The organism is Lacrimispora sanguinis, assembly GCF_044987295.1.
Classification (GTDB): domain Bacteria; phylum Bacillota; class Clostridia; order Lachnospirales; family Lachnospiraceae; genus Lacrimispora; species Lacrimispora celerecrescens_B.
This window is the reverse complement of sequence record NZ_CP173277.1, coordinates 3,286,705-3,301,269: the sequence shown is the minus strand read 5'-3', so window position 1 is coordinate 3,301,269 and position 14,565 is coordinate 3,286,705. Positions and strand designations below refer to the sequence as shown.

Below are 14,565 nucleotides of genomic sequence, written 5' to 3'. Positions count from 1 at the left end.
CTTTTTCCCTGCTTTACGGAATCCGGTAACTTTTTCTTTCTCCGCTGTTGCTGCAGACCTCTATGATATTTACAGTCATTCCATCTCCAAAAATCAACTGATAGTCTTTGTCTCCGTGTCTGACATGAAGGTTCTCACCTTTAAAGGTAATCTCCGTATTCATTCCATCAAAGGTAAAGCATTCAATCAAGGTTTGTTTTTTTGTGGGAGCTGCTGATTGAAATGACAAAGTATTGATGAAAGATCTGCAAAGCTTATCCGGCTCCTGGGATGTCATCACACTGACAATTTCCTGGGTGTACTGATCCGAACAGATTTCCTGATCTGAAAAAACAGTATATGTAATACCTCCGGTCTCCATTGGATAATAGTAGGTATGATCGTTCTGCTTTTGTGCCGGCATATCCGTATTTGAAATAATACGGTAAATATGATCCCTGTCAGACACACACACGTCAACGAACAGGAAAAAGAATAACTGATCGGTAAATAACAGCCGGCTTACTTCTTTCATGCCAAGGGCTTCCGGATATATACCGGAGGTTTCGCCTTTGTAAATAACCATGGAATCATCAAGCTCTAAGTAAACCACATCTCCCCGGTATCTTTCTTCAATGGGATAAAAGGGATCCTTTTCCAGCCTTTTCCCTGCACTGCTCATATAAATATCATTTACATTTTCCGCATCCGTGTATTGATTGTCTACCAGAATTACATTGTGGTTATCCGGCATAAGGTCCCGGTTATATCCATCTTCACAGGTCAGATATTCACTTCCCCTTGCAAAAATATAAGAAAGATTATCTGAATGATGGTGGGATAGGGAAAGACAATCCAAGCCTTCCCTGCGGTATAAGTCCCAGCCATTCATCCACTGTTTTCTGCCCCCAGGACAGCCGCATTTTATTGTCAGAACCTTGCTTCTTCTGCTCCAGTCTTCTCTCATTGACAGCAAACCCAAATCTTCAAAGTACCTGACTTTTGGAAGAAGAGAAAGGGGCTTCTCTGACACTTGAGGATCATACCATAGAAATTCAAATGCGGCCTCCGGTAAGATGCCCGGCTTGATTTTACTCTTTTCCGCTTCCGCCATGAGGAATTCATCAAGAACAAGATTGGCAAAGGTCTGAGCAAAGCCATCCCCATACTCGGCAGCCGCCTTATAATAGACACAGGGGGCATGTCCGCTGTGGCGGTCATGACTGTCTCCAAAATTCATCTGCTGCTCAAAATCGCCGCAGGATTGATATAAGCGGTAATAAAAAGTATTCTTCAGATAATTGCTTGTCTGAAAATAATCTATACCTTCCTGTATTTTAAGCAGATGGGCATAAACAAACAGCCACATTCCTCCGTATCTCCAGTAGGGGACACCTTCATAATTTGAACCGTCATCTGCAAGGAGAGAAAACACTCTGCCAAAATTCTTTTTTGCTTCCTCTGTATATTGGCCGGCTTTGTCATAAGTCTCTGAAAGCGCATATCCTGCCGCTGCCAGACCTGTCATGTTGATCCAGTTGTGGTTCTGATAATAGCTGGTTGACCAGCCATGGCCGTATGTGTCCAATTTATACTGGTACATAATATCTGCGTGATGTCTGATCTTAGCCAGAATTTTCTCTTTTTCTTCTTCCCTTAAAAACGGCTTCAACCAGTCGTATCCCAAGGATAACCCAAATAAGATCCACGAAGCTGATAAATCCACATTCACTAAATGGGCATTCCCCCATTGCTCATAGGACAAAACCGCCCCAATGAACCGCTTTGCCTGGGAAAGATACTTATCCTCCCCGCTCAGGCAATAGGCAAGAGAGAGATTCATAATTGCAACCCCCATATATGTGGTACTCTCTTTTGGATGGTGTGCAGGCAATTGATACGCCTCATACCGATCGGCCTGCTGAAGCAGCCTTTGATACTGCTTTTTTCTCACGCCTCTGATCTGTTCTTTGTAAGGCCCTATATCACCAATAAATACAAGATTGCTCATGCCTCTATTTCTCCTCCTTCTTCCTCATTTCGGCCACTGTATCCATCAATCCGGTCAGCAGGTAATAATAGATGGTGTAAATCACAGCAAAGCCAATGGGTTCTCCCGGGATGGTGACCGTTCCTTCCGGAAGGTGAAGCAGTCTCTCCAGCAGCAGATTTACGCTTTGGTACGTCATATAAATCAAAAACACAAGAACCATATTTTTTAGGATTTCAGCCAGCTTTAAAACTGCATTTTGCCACCCGCTCCGTTCAAAATAGTTTTGATTGTAAATTTTCCCTTTTCTTACTATATCAAACATCCGGTAAGCAACCGGATTATAAAGAAACAAGGTTGCAAGCCCCAATCCCAGCCCAAGGAAAAAAATCATATCCAGGGGATCGGCAAAAATTCCGGACTGGGTGCCAAATCCAATAAAAAAGTAACACATTCCTGCGATCCACCACCTGAAAACTCCCGCTTTCACATTATCTGAAATCTTCTTTTTTCCATACTTTCTTTCTCTGCCTGTCATGATACCATCACCTGTTCTTAATTAAATCAGCAATCAGCAGGAGGCCGGAAATAACATAAGCCAAAATGATTGCCATACTGAAAACTACCGCACGATATACCACACCCACATCAAGAGATCGCTGCACTGAAATCGCATCCCGGTAAATCATGACCAGATATGATCCTAATCCTGCTGTTACAAAACAAATCAATGCGGTGAAAATCCGTTCTGCTGTTTCTCTTTTCTTTATGCGGGTCGCCTCAAATAAAGCTACCAGTCCAATCAGAACAAACAGGAACATCACAAAACCGCACATCTCATGTTCCAGGAGCAGAAGAGCTTTTACATGTATATTAGTAAAAATCAGATGCACCACAGAAGAAATTATAATCATCGCTTTCGCTATACCGGTTAACTGTTTACTCATCATTCTCTCCCACCTTTGCATGCATCAGCAATTCTGATGTCTCCTTATCAAAAAAATAGATATGTTCCATACCAAAGTGGATATTGACCTGCTCGTCAAAGCTGTCCTCCATACTTTCGATCTGACATGCCAGGACCGATTCTCCGATCCTTACATATAAAATATAACAATTACCTAAAAACTCTTTGTTTTCCAGTTCTCCTTCAATCACATTGATGTCTTCCCCATTGGAAATGGAAAATTGCTCCGGCCTGATTCCCAATATGAGTTCCCTGTCAGAATATTGTTTTAAGGGGTCCGCGATTTTCTTCGGAAGGTAAAGTGCATGAGAGCCAAACACAAACCGACTGCCCACCACCCTTCCTTCTATAAAATTCATCTGAGGCGCTCCAATAAAACCGGCTACAAATAAATTGCAGGGTTCATAATAAATTTCATTTGGGGTTCCTGCCTGCTGGATTATTCCATCCTTTAATACTACCATACGGTCTGCCATTGTCATGGCCTCTGTCTGATCATGAGTAACATAAACAGTCGTAACCTTTAATTCCCTCTGGAGCTTTACTATTTCAGCCCTTGTACTGGTCCTCAGCTTTGCATCCAGGTTTGAAAGCGGCTCATCCATAAGAAATACCTTTGGCTTTCTTACTACGGATCTGGCCAGAGCCACTCTCTGTTTCTGTCCTCCGGATAATTGTCCCGGCAAACGCTTTAACAGGCTTCCGATTCCTAAAATACCGGAAGCTTCCTTCACCTTATCATAAATAACCGTGTCTTTTTCATGTCTGACACGCATGCTCATCCCAACGTTATCATAAACCGACATATTGCCATACAGCGCATAATCCTGGAATACTACAGCAACATCCCGTTCTACCGGCGGACATTTATTGATTACCTTTTCATCCAGAATCAGATCTCCGTCAGATATCTTTTCCAGCCCGGCAATCATGCGCAGGATGGTTGACTTTCCACAGCCTGACGGCCCCACTAGAACAATAAATTCTCCATCCTGAATCTCTAAATTGAAGTTATTAACCGCACAAAATCCATTTGCATATGATTTACTTATATTTTTAAACAGGAGTTTTCCCATATTTTTCACCTCATCCTAGCTGGCATCTGTCTGCTTTAACTGTTCCTGAAGCCTTTGTCTTCTGTCGGTATGCTTCAAACTGATGAAGCCGGCCGTAAGAAGCAAGAGCCCTCCCAAAAAATTTGCAGCCATGATCTCCGTATGCCTGGCATAGGGCTTTAATACAAGGGGAACCAGCACAGACATCCTTACCAGCATGTAAATACCAAGAAAAACAGCAATGGCCGCCCAAGTTTTATGATAGATATTGACTTTTACGGCACAGGTGAAAAGTACAAATAATATCACAATATTAATCATTACCGTAACTCCCATCAGGTAACTTACAGGCATCACATCCAAAATCAAGATATCATAGATGAGTTCAGCCAATATGGCACATAGTATTAGTGAATATGGCAGCACATCCTTTTTATATAATGACACGTATGCCTTTTTTTCTTTTTTAAGCAACCGATTATCCATTCCTTGTGCTCCTCTTTTTCTGATTCTTCTGGAATTTAAAATGGCTTCTGCCAATTGCAACGATATAAAAAGCACAGCAGAGAATATGGGAAATGTAGATTCCCAATCCAATTCGGAACGTGGCAAAATGAGGCTTATAATCACTTGCACTTTCTAACCGCAAATACTGGAAATCCAGTCCGGCATAATAGCTTTCTATGGCCTGAAGATTAAACAAGGCATAGGCGGAACATGCGCAGCAAAGAAGAAGTGACAGCTCCATTATGATTAAAGCAAATTTATCCGGTATTTTACCGAAGATCTCCAGCAGAAAGGAAAGCAAAATCACCAGAATTCCAAATACCGCAAAGGTAAAAATCTGTTTATTAAATATCTGAAGAATGTAATCATGGAAAAAAGAAATCTGATCATTCTGTGTTAATTTCAACCCGAACAAATCTTTATACTCCGTCATGAAGCAAAGAGTATAGAAGAATACAATGATAACGATCCCGGTATATATTCCTGCTGCTAACTTTTGAGTTTTAAAATACTTCTGCATCATCAGCTCCCACCTTTTTATAAGGGAGGAGAAAGCCTCCTCCCCCGGTTTAACTACTGTTTATCCATTTTCATAACATCATAAGCGGCCTGATAAGTTTCTTCATAAATATCAAGTCCCCGTTTCTTAAATTCTGCCGCATACTCTTCATAGCTTTTTGCTACTACCGCCCCCTGAGGCGCATTGCCTTTTGCCTGATAGCGGATGATATTAAACATGAATTCTACAATATCTTCTGTATCAAGGGATGTCGTATCTGAAATCGTTTCTTTCTGCCTGGAAGTCAGGGAAAAGACCGGCGGAACCATTTTATAATAATTTGGATTATCCCCGCTTACTCCTTTTCCTGCATAAGTTGCAAAGTTAGTCGTGGAGTTTTGAAGCAACGCCCAGCCTTCAAATCCCCGTTCAGAAGTATACTGATACTCAAAACCAATTTCTTTCTGGTATCCAATGGGGATCAGACAGCCCAACCAGTCTCTTAAGAACGTAGACAGATCTCCTTTTGCCACTTTGCCTGAGGTCTCATATACCCAGCTGGTGAATAACGGATATTTTAATCCATCCGGTCCTGCATAATCTTTTCCTTCCTCCAGATTCATAGGTAAGCCATAATTCTGCAATCTGCTTCCTTCCTCTGTAAAAAGGTAATCCATAACTGCACATGCTCTGTGAATCTGATCATCCGTAGAACCTGCTACAGAAATAGCCCAGCCATCCGGCTTAATGGCCCTTCCGTTATCCAAATAATACTGCCATGCACCATTCACCTTGGCAACCGGAGGTAGGATCACAACCGTGTCAGGATTTAAGGATTCAGAAGTAGACGAAGCAATCCAATCATAAGTCATAAAACCAAAGGAAGGGGCGTCTCCGTCATCAGTTCCCCATAAGGTGGATCGGTAATTGGTCTTTTCAGTCAGATCATAAGCGTCGGAATAGATCAGTCCTTCCGCCTCCATCATGGATAAATACTGTAAGACATTGTACACGCCTTCTTCTGAATAGGAATACTGGATTTGCCCGTTCTCATCAATATACCACCTTGCGGTATAGGAGTCTGCTCCATGTACCTTCACGCCGTCAAAATATGTAGATAACCGAAGCAAATCCTCGCGGTAGTTGGACTGTCTCACAAAAAGAGGCCATACAACATCAGCTTTCCCCTTGGTTAGCAAGGCCGGATTGGCTTTAATGCAGCGCATCAGTGCAATCATTTCATCAATGTCATAGGCTGCCTTTTCCCCAAGGAATAATTCCGATGGGCTGCTGTAATCGTAGTTGTCTTTAATATACTGAATTAACGCCCTGGTTAAGGTTTCCCCATTTTTTACTTCCAGTGCATTCTGAATTTCAATAATATCCTGGTCGGTTTTCTTTACAATATCGATTCCTTCTTTGGGAGTAACCGTGCCCCCGTTTTCCCCTGTTCTGCGGTTATTTTCCACATAAAATCCTTTATAATGCACATCAAAGGGATTCTTATCATAGGCTGCGCCTTCTGAATCCAGCAGTCCGGTGACCCAGGATTCCCGGATAACAAAGGTCCTTGCGATCTGATTCAGTTCCGCAATATAAGGCACATGATAAATATTTCCGTCGTAAGCGGTAATCGCAGTCTTAACGTCAGGATTCTTTGATAAATATTCCTTGAAATTAGGCATATAGCCGGTTTTCATCATGTCGGTCAGATTCACAAATTTTCCTTCCGTTCCATAAAACATAAGCCGTTCTGCAATTGATTCGCCTCCAAAAATATTGGCTCCGGAAAAGTTTGATGTAGATTCTGTCTGAATCATATCGCTGGCCTTCACATCCTGTACCGTCACGTCGGAAAACTTGCTGTTTAATTCCTTTTCCATATAAGACCACATTGGTTTAAGCATACCGGCTGTTACAACAGTACCATCCGGAAGGGTCAATGGAGATTCCTGATTATAGGTCATGGTTCTTGACTTATTTCCATTGGCAATATTAAACTTTAGCTCTACCATCTCTGTTAGATCAGTCTTATCACCTGCTGCCTCACTGGTTTCCTGTTGCGTTTCTTCTGCTGCCCTGGTTGATGCCTGATCCACAACGGAAGTACCGCATCCGGTCAATGCCGATGCAAGTATCGCAGCACACAGGATACCCCCTGCTACTTTGTTCCTCATAAAATCCTCCTTCTGCCTTTATGGCGAATAAAACATTTATCCTTTGACTCCCCCCATATTCACACCTTTTGCAAAGTACTTCTGAATATACGGGTAAATAACTAACACCGGGATAATCGAACATATAATAATTGCATAAGCCAGGCTATCTGCGGAATATGCAAGATTAACCGGTGACTCATCATATAGTTTCTGATAATTTTCAATCAACTGCCGCAGATATACCTGCAGCGGCTGCTCATAGGGGTTTGACAGCAGCATCCTTGACCAATAATAACCATTCCATCTTGAAATGGCATAGAATAAGGTTACTGTTGCAATGCTGGCAGTGGACATTGGTATGTAAACTTTTCCAAGCATCTGAAACTCATTGGCTCCATCCATGATTGCAGCTTCTTCTATTTCTTTTGGTATGCTGCTGAAATAGTTTCTGAGAAGAATGATGTTATATGCCTGCACGCCGAAGGCTATAATCATTCCCCATCGGTTATCCACGTGCATGGTCTTATAATTCAGGTACAAAGGAATCATTCCGGCACTGAACCACATGGTAAATACCAGCAGAAAGTTCCATTGCCGTCTGAACATCAGCTTTGTTTTTTGCAATGCATAAGCACCTGTAATGGAAATTGCCATACTCCAGGCGGTACCAAGTACGGTATAGAACAGGGTATTGGTATACGCAATCCAAAAGCCTTTGTTGTGCAGCACCATATCATAGGCCTGAAATGTCACTTCCTTTGGCAGGAGTACAATCTGACCGCTTTCATATGCTACCTTTCCGCTGATTGAAACGCTGAATGCGTACAAAACCGGATACAGGGCAAGCAATGCAAAGATGATAATCATCGTATAGGAAAACACCTTAAATATCTTTTCACTTCTGTTTAAGCGCTCCATCGTTTCCGCCTTTCTAATCTACCACAGGGATGTTTCTGATATATTTCTGCTGATTGTATTGGCACCGATCACCAGTGCAAACGCAATCAAGGAATTGAACAGGCTGACAGCAGCTCCGATTCCATAGTTGCCTGACAGAATACCTATTCTTTGTTCAAAGGTGGAGAGCACATCTGCTGTCACATAAATATTGGCATTGTATAAAAGCAAAACTCTTTCATAGCCAATGGTCAGCATACTTCCTATCCTCATGATGATCATGATGATCAGAGTCGGTGCCATACCCGGAAATGTGATAAAGCGGATTTCCTGAAATTTATTGCCCCCATCCACTTTTAAAGCCTCATACAGTGTAGGGGAAATCCCCATAATAGCTGCAAAATAAACAATGGAATTATACCCGCTTTCTTTCCAGATCCCTACCATAATATAGAGGGGCCTGAAATAATTGGATTTCTGCATGATCGAAACACCCGGTTCAATCAATCCAATTTGCTGGAGCAGAGAAGCGATAATTCCAGTTGAGCGGACACCACTGTATACCAGCATGAGGGCAATTCCTGTAATTGTAACCTCTGAAAGGAAATGAGGCAGATAGGTTGCGGTCTGCGTAAGCTTCCTCACCGTATCATTTCCTATTTCAGCAAATAATAAGGCCAGTATAATCGGTACAGGGAATCCAAATATCAGGCTGTAAGCACTGATAATAAATGTATTTCTGAACGCCTGCCAAAACTCAACCTTATTGACTCCGGAAACAAGGTTGATAAAATTGTCAATTCCTTTAAATTCACTTCCCCAGACCCCAAATTGAGGATCAAACCGTTTAAACGCAATGAGCAGCCCTCCCATTGGTTTATAAGCCCACATAGCAAACCAGATTACCAGGGGAAGCAGGAGTACATATAAACGCCAATCCTTCCTCACAGCTTTCCATATCTTTTTTGTCTGGGGCTCACGCATTTTAATTTCTTCCGTTTCCATACCCTTCTCCTTCCATGTCAGTAAAATAATATCTCATATCACAAATCAACCCTTTCCGCATTTGCAGCACACTGCACACAATGATATTGATTATCAAGGTGAAAAATGTTGCCCCAAAATAATCCTTAGCTCCTGTTGTTTCTCCGGTTAGTAAAAATATGGCAATTCCCTTTCCTGCTGACAGACTGCAATGAGAAAGAAAAATATAAAGGAGCAGAAAAACATGTCCCTCAGCAATGGCATCTCTGTTCCTGCTTCTGTAAACCATCATAGGAATCCCAATAAATGCATTGGAAAGGCTGTAAAATAAAAATCCGGACCAAAGGGACATAGGGGAAAACAGTATACCCGGAATTCCTCCGATCATGGCCACTACAACTCCGGCTGCTCCCCAGCGAATCATGGATATGAGGCAGAGTACCACGGAAAAGCTGTAATAGAAGCTGCTATTCCAAAATTCCAGCATCTTATAACTCATAATTTCTGAAACAGCAGCAAGTATGGAGAAAAATAACAAATCCAAATATGGAAATATAAAAACCTCATTTGTCTTGTTCATAATTAAGAACCTCGTTCATATTATTTTTCATAAAATGAGATCTCTTAATAGAGATCTTTAATTGTAAAAGTTCATATATAAGAACTAAGTTTTCAATATGAGCATATTATACATTTCATTTTAGTTCTTGTCAACATAAATGTACACTTTATATTGCTGATTTGATTATCATAAATATGAATTTCAAAAAGCATACAATAAAAATGCGAGAATGCCCTTTGTACCGTATTATATCTTCGGAAACAAAGGGGTTGATTCTCGCATAATATTTATTCATCAATAATAAGGTTAAGTCATCATGGATTGGGATGATATCCTAAATTTTTAGATATATGAAGTGCTACTTCTCTAAGTTCTTTAGCAACCTGCTCATCATCAAGCGTTTCATCATAGATATCCGATAAAGAAACAGCGGCTACCACTCTCCCTGTATAATCAAAAACTGGTGCTCCACAGCAGCTGGTTATGTCCTCTAATTCCCGTTGATCCAAAGAATACCCCCGTTCTTTTGTTCTTCTTAGTTCTTCCAGCAGCTGTTCTTTGGAAGTAATAGTATAGTCTGTTAATGGCTTAAAATCTATCTTATCCAAAATTGCGCTCTGTTCTTCTTTCGGTAAAAATGCAAGAATTGCCTTTCCCAGAGAAGTTGCATAGGCATCCTTTCTGGTTCCAATGGCGCATGAAGCTAATCTTGCATTCTGAGCCACATATTTATGCACATATACGATCTTGGTTCCATTTAATACTGCAACAAATGCTGTTTTATTATACTTTTCAGCTATGGGCTGCAGATTTACGGTACATTCTTTTATCAGGCTCATATCATCTACATATTTCATACCCAAGGAAAAAGTCTCTATCCCTAAACAGTATTTCTTATCATTATCACGGAGTGTTGTAATATAGTTCAGCTCCAATAATGACTGTACAATGACAAAAACACTACTCTTAGCCATCCCCATTTCATTGGTAATCTCCTGTAAGGTTATCCCCCTTTTCCTGTCAGCGATCAACTGCAAAATCATAAATGTACGTTCTACGGTTCGATTCATTTCATACCTCCGAAAGTTTATATATACGAATTAAATTCATAATTGGATTGATTGTATTCTATTTTTGTCTTAGTGTCAATATGTAACACAATGTTCTGTTACCATCAGTGGCAAACATACTCAAGTATGTGGGCGCTGCCTACATCGCATATCTGGCAATCTATGTGGCACGTAGTAAACCGGATGGCGGTGAAAGCAATCAAATGTCGTTTATGAAAGTCTTTCTGCTTGAGTTTGTCAATGTGAAGATTATCCTGTATGCCATCACGGTCTACACAGGATATGTGTTGCCGTATGAAAGCAGCCTTGGTTCTTTGCTCATCCACGCTTTTTGCCTGACAGGCATAGGCGTTGCAGGAACTGTCACATGGGCTGCAGCTGGGGGAGTATTCCAGAAGCTCTTAAAGAAGTACTATCGTCCGTTTAATATCGCCAAGGCTCTGGTATTGCTCTGGTGTGCAGTATCGCTGGCATTCGATATATAAGATGATCGATTTTCTATTGACTTTCGCATACTCTTGACAATCATTATAGGAAAGATACGAAAGTGACAGATATCGTTGATTAGGCGTAAGTCTGCACCTAAAAAGCGAACCCCTAGAGATGATCTTCTCCTGGGGTTCACTTTGAAGTTTTCCTTGTAAAATAAAGAGTTTCACGGCAACTGAATGCAACGCTTGGTTACGGAAAGGACCAGAAAGCAAATTCAGACAAGGACAACAAGATATTTCATTAAAGGAAAAGCTGCACTTTTTCTAAAATAAAAAAGCGTACACCACCTGGCATCCGCTCTCTCACCAATTTAAATTTAACACAGCAAACACCAGGAACCCCGCATAAATCCAGACAAAGTAAAAGCCCCAACCCCGCAGCTCTCTGTCTGCAAAACCGGAACTTTTTAGTGCGCCTTCGGGGGCTCGAACCCCGGACAAATAGATTAAGAGTCTACTGCTCTACCAACTGAGCTAAAGGCGCATGTCTTTTGTTTTTCTTTCACTGTGCTCTCGTCTCAAGCACGAGTGTAATTATATAACCGTATCCAACAAAAGTCAACACCTTTTTTACAAATTTTTTACAACTTTTTCGAATTTATTTATTATTCTTATTTTTTTGTGCATTTCCGCCTAGTGTTTTGTTCACTTCTACAAAAGATTTGTTCCAAGTCAGCATTTTCTTATTTAATTCCGTTTTATCACTGGTTGCCTGAAGAAGCTTGCTTGTAACCTTGTCTTTCATTCCCATAACTGCTGCACCCATATCTGCTTTTGCTCTATTATATGCAAAACCGGCATCACGGTTATTAAAACCGAATGCCGATTTTAAAAATTATTGTTTTCTTCCTGCGATCAATTTATAAATAGGGTTCCCCTTAGAGGAGAATTTCTCTTCATACTCTGTCATCACATTTCCTTCGCCCATCTGACTGTGGTGAAGGTCATAGGTGAATTCCTTAACCTGCCACCCAGCTCTAGGTATTGCTTCCAGAGAATAATCAAACAGGCCCTTGTTGTCGGTTTTAAATTCCACAACGCCGTCAGGCTTTAAAATCTGGTCATAAACCGCCATAAAATCCTCTGATGTGAGCCTGCGCTTAGCGTGGCGGTCCTTTGGCCAGGGATCGGAAAAGTTTAAATAGACCTTCTGAACCTCCCCCGGAGCAAATATATCGGCCAGGTTTATTGCATCCACGCACATAAAGTATATATTATCAAATTCCATCTGAGCCCTTTTCTGCAAGCCTCTCAAAAGGACACTGGGGTACCTCTCAATACCAACATAATTGATTTCCGGATGAATCGCAGCCAGTTCCATGATAAAACGGCCCTTTCCCATTCCTACTTCAATCTCTATGGGATTTTCATTGCCAAACACATCCTTCCAGCAGCCCTTTTTCTCAACAGGATTCTGGACAACGTAGGGACTGCCCGCGATTTCCTCCTCCGAGCCTGGTATATGACGTAACCTCATATTAAAATTCCTCCAAATAAATTCATCTTAATGATAACATGCATCAACTGATCGATTGTATCATATATGGTGCGGGGAACGCAAGTTTGCTGTTTGTAAGTTTTCAATTTTTTTCTTATACTGCCAGCCCCGGGTATTGCAGTGCCCCGTTTTCATTTAGGGTCAGTTTCACTGGTTCCGCCTCCATCCTGCCATTCTGATCCAGATAATACCAGTTGCCGTCAATATTCTGCAGACCTTTGTTCATGGCTCCATCCGATCCCAGATAGTACCAGTCATCTTTGTGCTGGTACCAGGTATTTGTAATTATAACACCGACTGCGTTGAACCAGTACCATTTCCCGTCAGAATCCTGATACCAGGAATTTTTTACTGCTTCCCCAGAATTTCCAAGATAAAAATGCCAGCCGTCGGCTTCCCGCTTCCAGCCTGATAGTTTGATGGATTCTAACACTGTATCCGCATCATCCTGAATGTATCTGCGGACGCATACCAGACCTTCCCGCCAGCCTCCTGGAGCCAATGAATTGTACCGGCTGGTACAATAGCCTTTGAGATCCTTATAGGACGGAGTACCGCTGCCATGGCCGCAAAGAATATTATTCCCATAGTACATTTCTACGTGACCTATTTTAAGCGGTCTTTCGGTATCCGTGCCGGCAAATTCCAGCATATCACCCTTTCGTAGTTTGGAACTATCCGGAATTCCATTTATAATATTCACGGCTACCACAGTAAGGTCACTGGACTGGAATATCCCAGCTGTAGTCAAAATGCCAAAGCCATAGCCGGCTTCTTTATAAGAATAGCAAATGGAACTACTGCTGTCGCTGTAATAGTTATTATCAATATATTTTTTAAAACAGTAATCCCGCAAATTCAGACTATAGATATTACGGCCTATGATGGTTGCATATTTATCACATACAGCCTGTCTTTTTTCCTGTGATGTCATATTCTCACCTTTCTTTTTTGTAAGGCATGAAAAAATATCAGCCTTCAACACTGAGAGTGTGAATCAATTGGATGTTCATGTCTATCCACATGATTCTTTAGTATAAAAATATGAGAGGTAACCCGGGATTGTCCCTGGCGAAAAGCGAAGCCTCTTTCACAAATTGTTCACATCTCCCACAACTTTTCTACACAACCGACCGATATATTAATACTTGTTACAGGTAATATCCTTATAGATAAACTTTTTTCATACAGCCGGCAGGATTCCTCCAATCCTGCCGGCTCCTCTCCTTTATTGGGATCTTGTTCACGGAGCTCCTTTGATGATTTTCTCAATTTATCCAAACTTTAGGGCAATAAAAACACTGACGGTCAACCTTAGGATGATCGTCAGTGTTTTTTGTTTTCTTGCTTTTAATTAAGTTCTTATCTATCCTGTTTTTATGAACACCTATAAAGCTACCGCGATTCTAACGAATAAGCATAGAAACTGTATAACTACACACAAAACTGATACGCCCAGGCAGGAAGGCATCGGACTCTTCTGTATCGGAGAAATCGATCTTTTAATAATAAACACGCCTCCCATGGTACCAACTAATAATCCGAATAGGCCGCTTAGGATCCAGCCAATTATAATTATGGCAGCTGTGAATCCATAAGCCCAGCGGGGTATTTCATTAAGCGGTACATATGGTTTCTTTGAATTTAAGTAAACGTCATCCACTGCTAAATCTACTTTGGAACCGATTGCCGTAAGATGAAGTGTTTTTCCCTCCAGCTCGATTGGCTCATCAAATACCCGGATAAACATGCTTGTACTCTTAACAGGTGTAGAAACACCATCCACGATCTTCTTTCCTCGAAAGGCGCCGGGTTTAAAAATAATCTCATGCTCTCTCTCATCAATCATTACATTCCATTTCTTTTTCATACTTACATCCTCCAAAACTAATTTAATATTCATATAG

The 14,565-nt window shown here is 41.3% G+C and carries 16 protein-coding genes and 1 tRNA gene; 1 reads left to right on the top strand and 16 read right to left on the bottom strand.

From position 1 onward, the window contains the following. Positions 1-13: 13 nt before the first annotated feature. From ACHZES_RS15350 to ACHZES_RS15300, 11 genes are all read right to left on the bottom strand, one after another. Complete coding sequence (locus ACHZES_RS15350; RefSeq protein WP_395547192.1) at positions 14-1,990, bottom strand: DUF4962 domain-containing protein; 1,977 nt, start codon at positions 1,988-1,990, stop codon at positions 14-16. Positions 1,991-1,994: 4 nt separating this feature from the next. Then, positions 1,995-2,507, bottom strand: a complete 513-nt coding sequence (locus ACHZES_RS15345) for a hypothetical protein (protein ID WP_038283437.1) — start codon at positions 2,505-2,507, stop codon at positions 1,995-1,997. A 7-nt stretch (positions 2,508-2,514) separates the two neighbouring features. Further along, positions 2,515-2,919, bottom strand: coding sequence for a hypothetical protein (locus ACHZES_RS15340; protein WP_038283436.1), 405 nt, complete (start codon positions 2,917-2,919; stop codon positions 2,515-2,517). Continuing rightward, positions 2,909-4,012, bottom strand: coding sequence for an ABC transporter ATP-binding protein (locus ACHZES_RS15335; protein WP_395547193.1), 1,104 nt, complete (start codon positions 4,010-4,012; stop codon positions 2,909-2,911). Before ACHZES_RS15335 ends, ACHZES_RS15340 begins: the two co-directional genes overlap by 11 nt. Before the next feature lie 15 nt (positions 4,013-4,027). Further along, on the bottom strand, positions 4,028-4,477 hold the full coding sequence (locus ACHZES_RS15330; RefSeq protein WP_038283433.1) for a hypothetical protein: 450 nt from the start codon (positions 4,475-4,477) through the stop codon (positions 4,028-4,030). After that, positions 4,470-5,021, bottom strand: coding sequence for a hypothetical protein (locus ACHZES_RS15325; RefSeq protein ID WP_038283431.1), 552 nt, complete (start codon positions 5,019-5,021; stop codon positions 4,470-4,472). Before ACHZES_RS15325 ends, ACHZES_RS15330 begins: the two co-directional genes overlap by 8 nt. A 50-nt stretch (positions 5,022-5,071) precedes the next feature. Next, positions 5,072-7,174, bottom strand: a complete 2,103-nt coding sequence (locus ACHZES_RS15320) for a hypothetical protein (protein WP_395547194.1) — start codon at positions 7,172-7,174, stop codon at positions 5,072-5,074. A gap of 36 nt (positions 7,175-7,210) precedes the next feature. Beyond that, on the bottom strand, positions 7,211-8,074 hold the full coding sequence (locus tag ACHZES_RS15315) for a carbohydrate ABC transporter permease (RefSeq protein ID WP_038283426.1): 864 nt from the start codon (positions 8,072-8,074) through the stop codon (positions 7,211-7,213). Between the two features lie 18 nt (positions 8,075-8,092). Beyond that, complete coding sequence (locus ACHZES_RS15310) at positions 8,093-9,058, bottom strand: ABC transporter permease (RefSeq protein ID WP_395547195.1); 966 nt, start codon at positions 9,056-9,058, stop codon at positions 8,093-8,095. Beyond that, a complete protein-coding gene (locus ACHZES_RS15305) occupies positions 9,039-9,617 on the bottom strand; it encodes a hypothetical protein (protein ID WP_395547196.1) in 579 nt (192 codons plus the stop codon). Before ACHZES_RS15305 ends, ACHZES_RS15310 begins: the two co-directional genes overlap by 20 nt. Positions 9,618-9,913: 296 nt before the next feature. Then, complete coding sequence (locus ACHZES_RS15300) at positions 9,914-10,669, bottom strand: IclR family transcriptional regulator (RefSeq protein WP_395547197.1); 756 nt, start codon at positions 10,667-10,669, stop codon at positions 9,914-9,916. A 107-nt stretch (positions 10,670-10,776) separates the two neighbouring features. Between ACHZES_RS15300 and ACHZES_RS15295 the strand changes: the two genes are divergently transcribed. After that, a complete protein-coding gene (locus ACHZES_RS15295) occupies positions 10,777-11,154 on the top strand; it encodes a hypothetical protein (RefSeq protein ID WP_395547199.1) in 378 nt (125 codons plus the stop codon). A gap of 417 nt (positions 11,155-11,571) precedes the next feature. On the opposite strand, the gene ACHZES_RS15290 is transcribed toward ACHZES_RS15295, so the two are convergent. The 5 genes from ACHZES_RS15290 to ACHZES_RS15270 form a co-directional block, all read right to left on the bottom strand. Next, positions 11,572-11,644 (bottom strand) — tRNA-Lys (locus ACHZES_RS15290). 114 nt (positions 11,645-11,758) lie between these two features. Then, positions 11,759-11,926, bottom strand: a complete 168-nt coding sequence (locus ACHZES_RS15285) for a hypothetical protein (RefSeq protein ID WP_395547298.1) — start codon at positions 11,924-11,926, stop codon at positions 11,759-11,761. A 69-nt stretch (positions 11,927-11,995) separates the two neighbouring features. Further along, complete coding sequence (gene trmB, locus ACHZES_RS15280) at positions 11,996-12,637, bottom strand: tRNA (guanosine(46)-N7)-methyltransferase TrmB (protein WP_038283418.1); 642 nt, start codon at positions 12,635-12,637, stop codon at positions 11,996-11,998. Positions 12,638-12,752: 115 nt separating this feature from the next. Next, positions 12,753-13,592 (bottom strand): cell wall-binding protein, encoded by an 840-nt coding sequence (locus ACHZES_RS15275; protein WP_395547200.1) that lies wholly within the window; start codon positions 13,590-13,592, stop codon positions 12,753-12,755. Between the two features lie 453 nt (positions 13,593-14,045). After that, entirely contained in the window at positions 14,046-14,528 is a 483-nt protein-coding gene (locus tag ACHZES_RS15270) for a hypothetical protein (protein ID WP_395547201.1), read from the bottom strand. Positions 14,529-14,565 lie beyond the last annotated feature (37 nt).

Excerpts from the sequence above, each read along its gene's own strand:
- ACHZES_RS15350 (WP_395547192.1), bottom strand. The coding sequence starts at position 1,990 with ATGAGCAATCTTGTATTTATTGGTGATATAGGGCCTTACAAAGAACAG.
- ACHZES_RS15345 (WP_038283437.1), bottom strand. The coding sequence starts at position 2,507 with ATGACAGGCAGAGAAAGAAAGTATGGAAAAAAGAAGATTTCAGATAAT.
- ACHZES_RS15340 (WP_038283436.1), bottom strand. The coding sequence starts at position 2,919 with ATGATGAGTAAACAGTTAACCGGTATAGCGAAAGCGATGATTATAATT.
- ACHZES_RS15335 (WP_395547193.1), bottom strand. The coding sequence starts at position 4,012 with ATGGGAAAACTCCTGTTTAAAAATATAAGTAAATCATATGCAAATGGA.
- ACHZES_RS15330 (WP_038283433.1), bottom strand. The coding sequence starts at position 4,477 with ATGGATAATCGGTTGCTTAAAAAAGAAAAAAAGGCATACGTGTCATTA.
- ACHZES_RS15325 (WP_038283431.1), bottom strand. The coding sequence starts at position 5,021 with ATGATGCAGAAGTATTTTAAAACTCAAAAGTTAGCAGCAGGAATATAT.
- ACHZES_RS15320 (WP_395547194.1), bottom strand. The coding sequence starts at position 7,174 with ATGAGGAACAAAGTAGCAGGGGGTATCCTGTGTGCTGCGATACTTGCA.
- ACHZES_RS15315 (WP_038283426.1), bottom strand. The coding sequence starts at position 8,074 with ATGGAGCGCTTAAACAGAAGTGAAAAGATATTTAAGGTGTTTTCCTAT.
- ACHZES_RS15310 (WP_395547195.1), bottom strand. The coding sequence starts at position 9,058 with ATGGAAACGGAAGAAATTAAAATGCGTGAGCCCCAGACAAAAAAGATA.
- ACHZES_RS15305 (WP_395547196.1), bottom strand. The coding sequence starts at position 9,617 with ATGAACAAGACAAATGAGGTTTTTATATTTCCATATTTGGATTTGTTA.
- ACHZES_RS15300 (WP_395547197.1), bottom strand. The coding sequence starts at position 10,669 with ATGAATCGAACCGTAGAACGTACATTTATGATTTTGCAGTTGATCGCT.
- ACHZES_RS15285 (WP_395547298.1), bottom strand. The coding sequence starts at position 11,926 with ATGGGTGCAGCAGTTATGGGAATGAAAGACAAGGTTACAAGCAAGCTT.
- trmB (WP_038283418.1), bottom strand. The coding sequence starts at position 12,637 with ATGAGGTTACGTCATATACCAGGCTCGGAGGAGGAAATCGCGGGCAGT.
- ACHZES_RS15275 (WP_395547200.1), bottom strand. The coding sequence starts at position 13,592 with ATGACATCACAGGAAAAAAGACAGGCTGTATGTGATAAATATGCAACC.
- ACHZES_RS15270 (WP_395547201.1), bottom strand. The coding sequence starts at position 14,528 with ATGAAAAAGAAATGGAATGTAATGATTGATGAGAGAGAGCATGAGATT.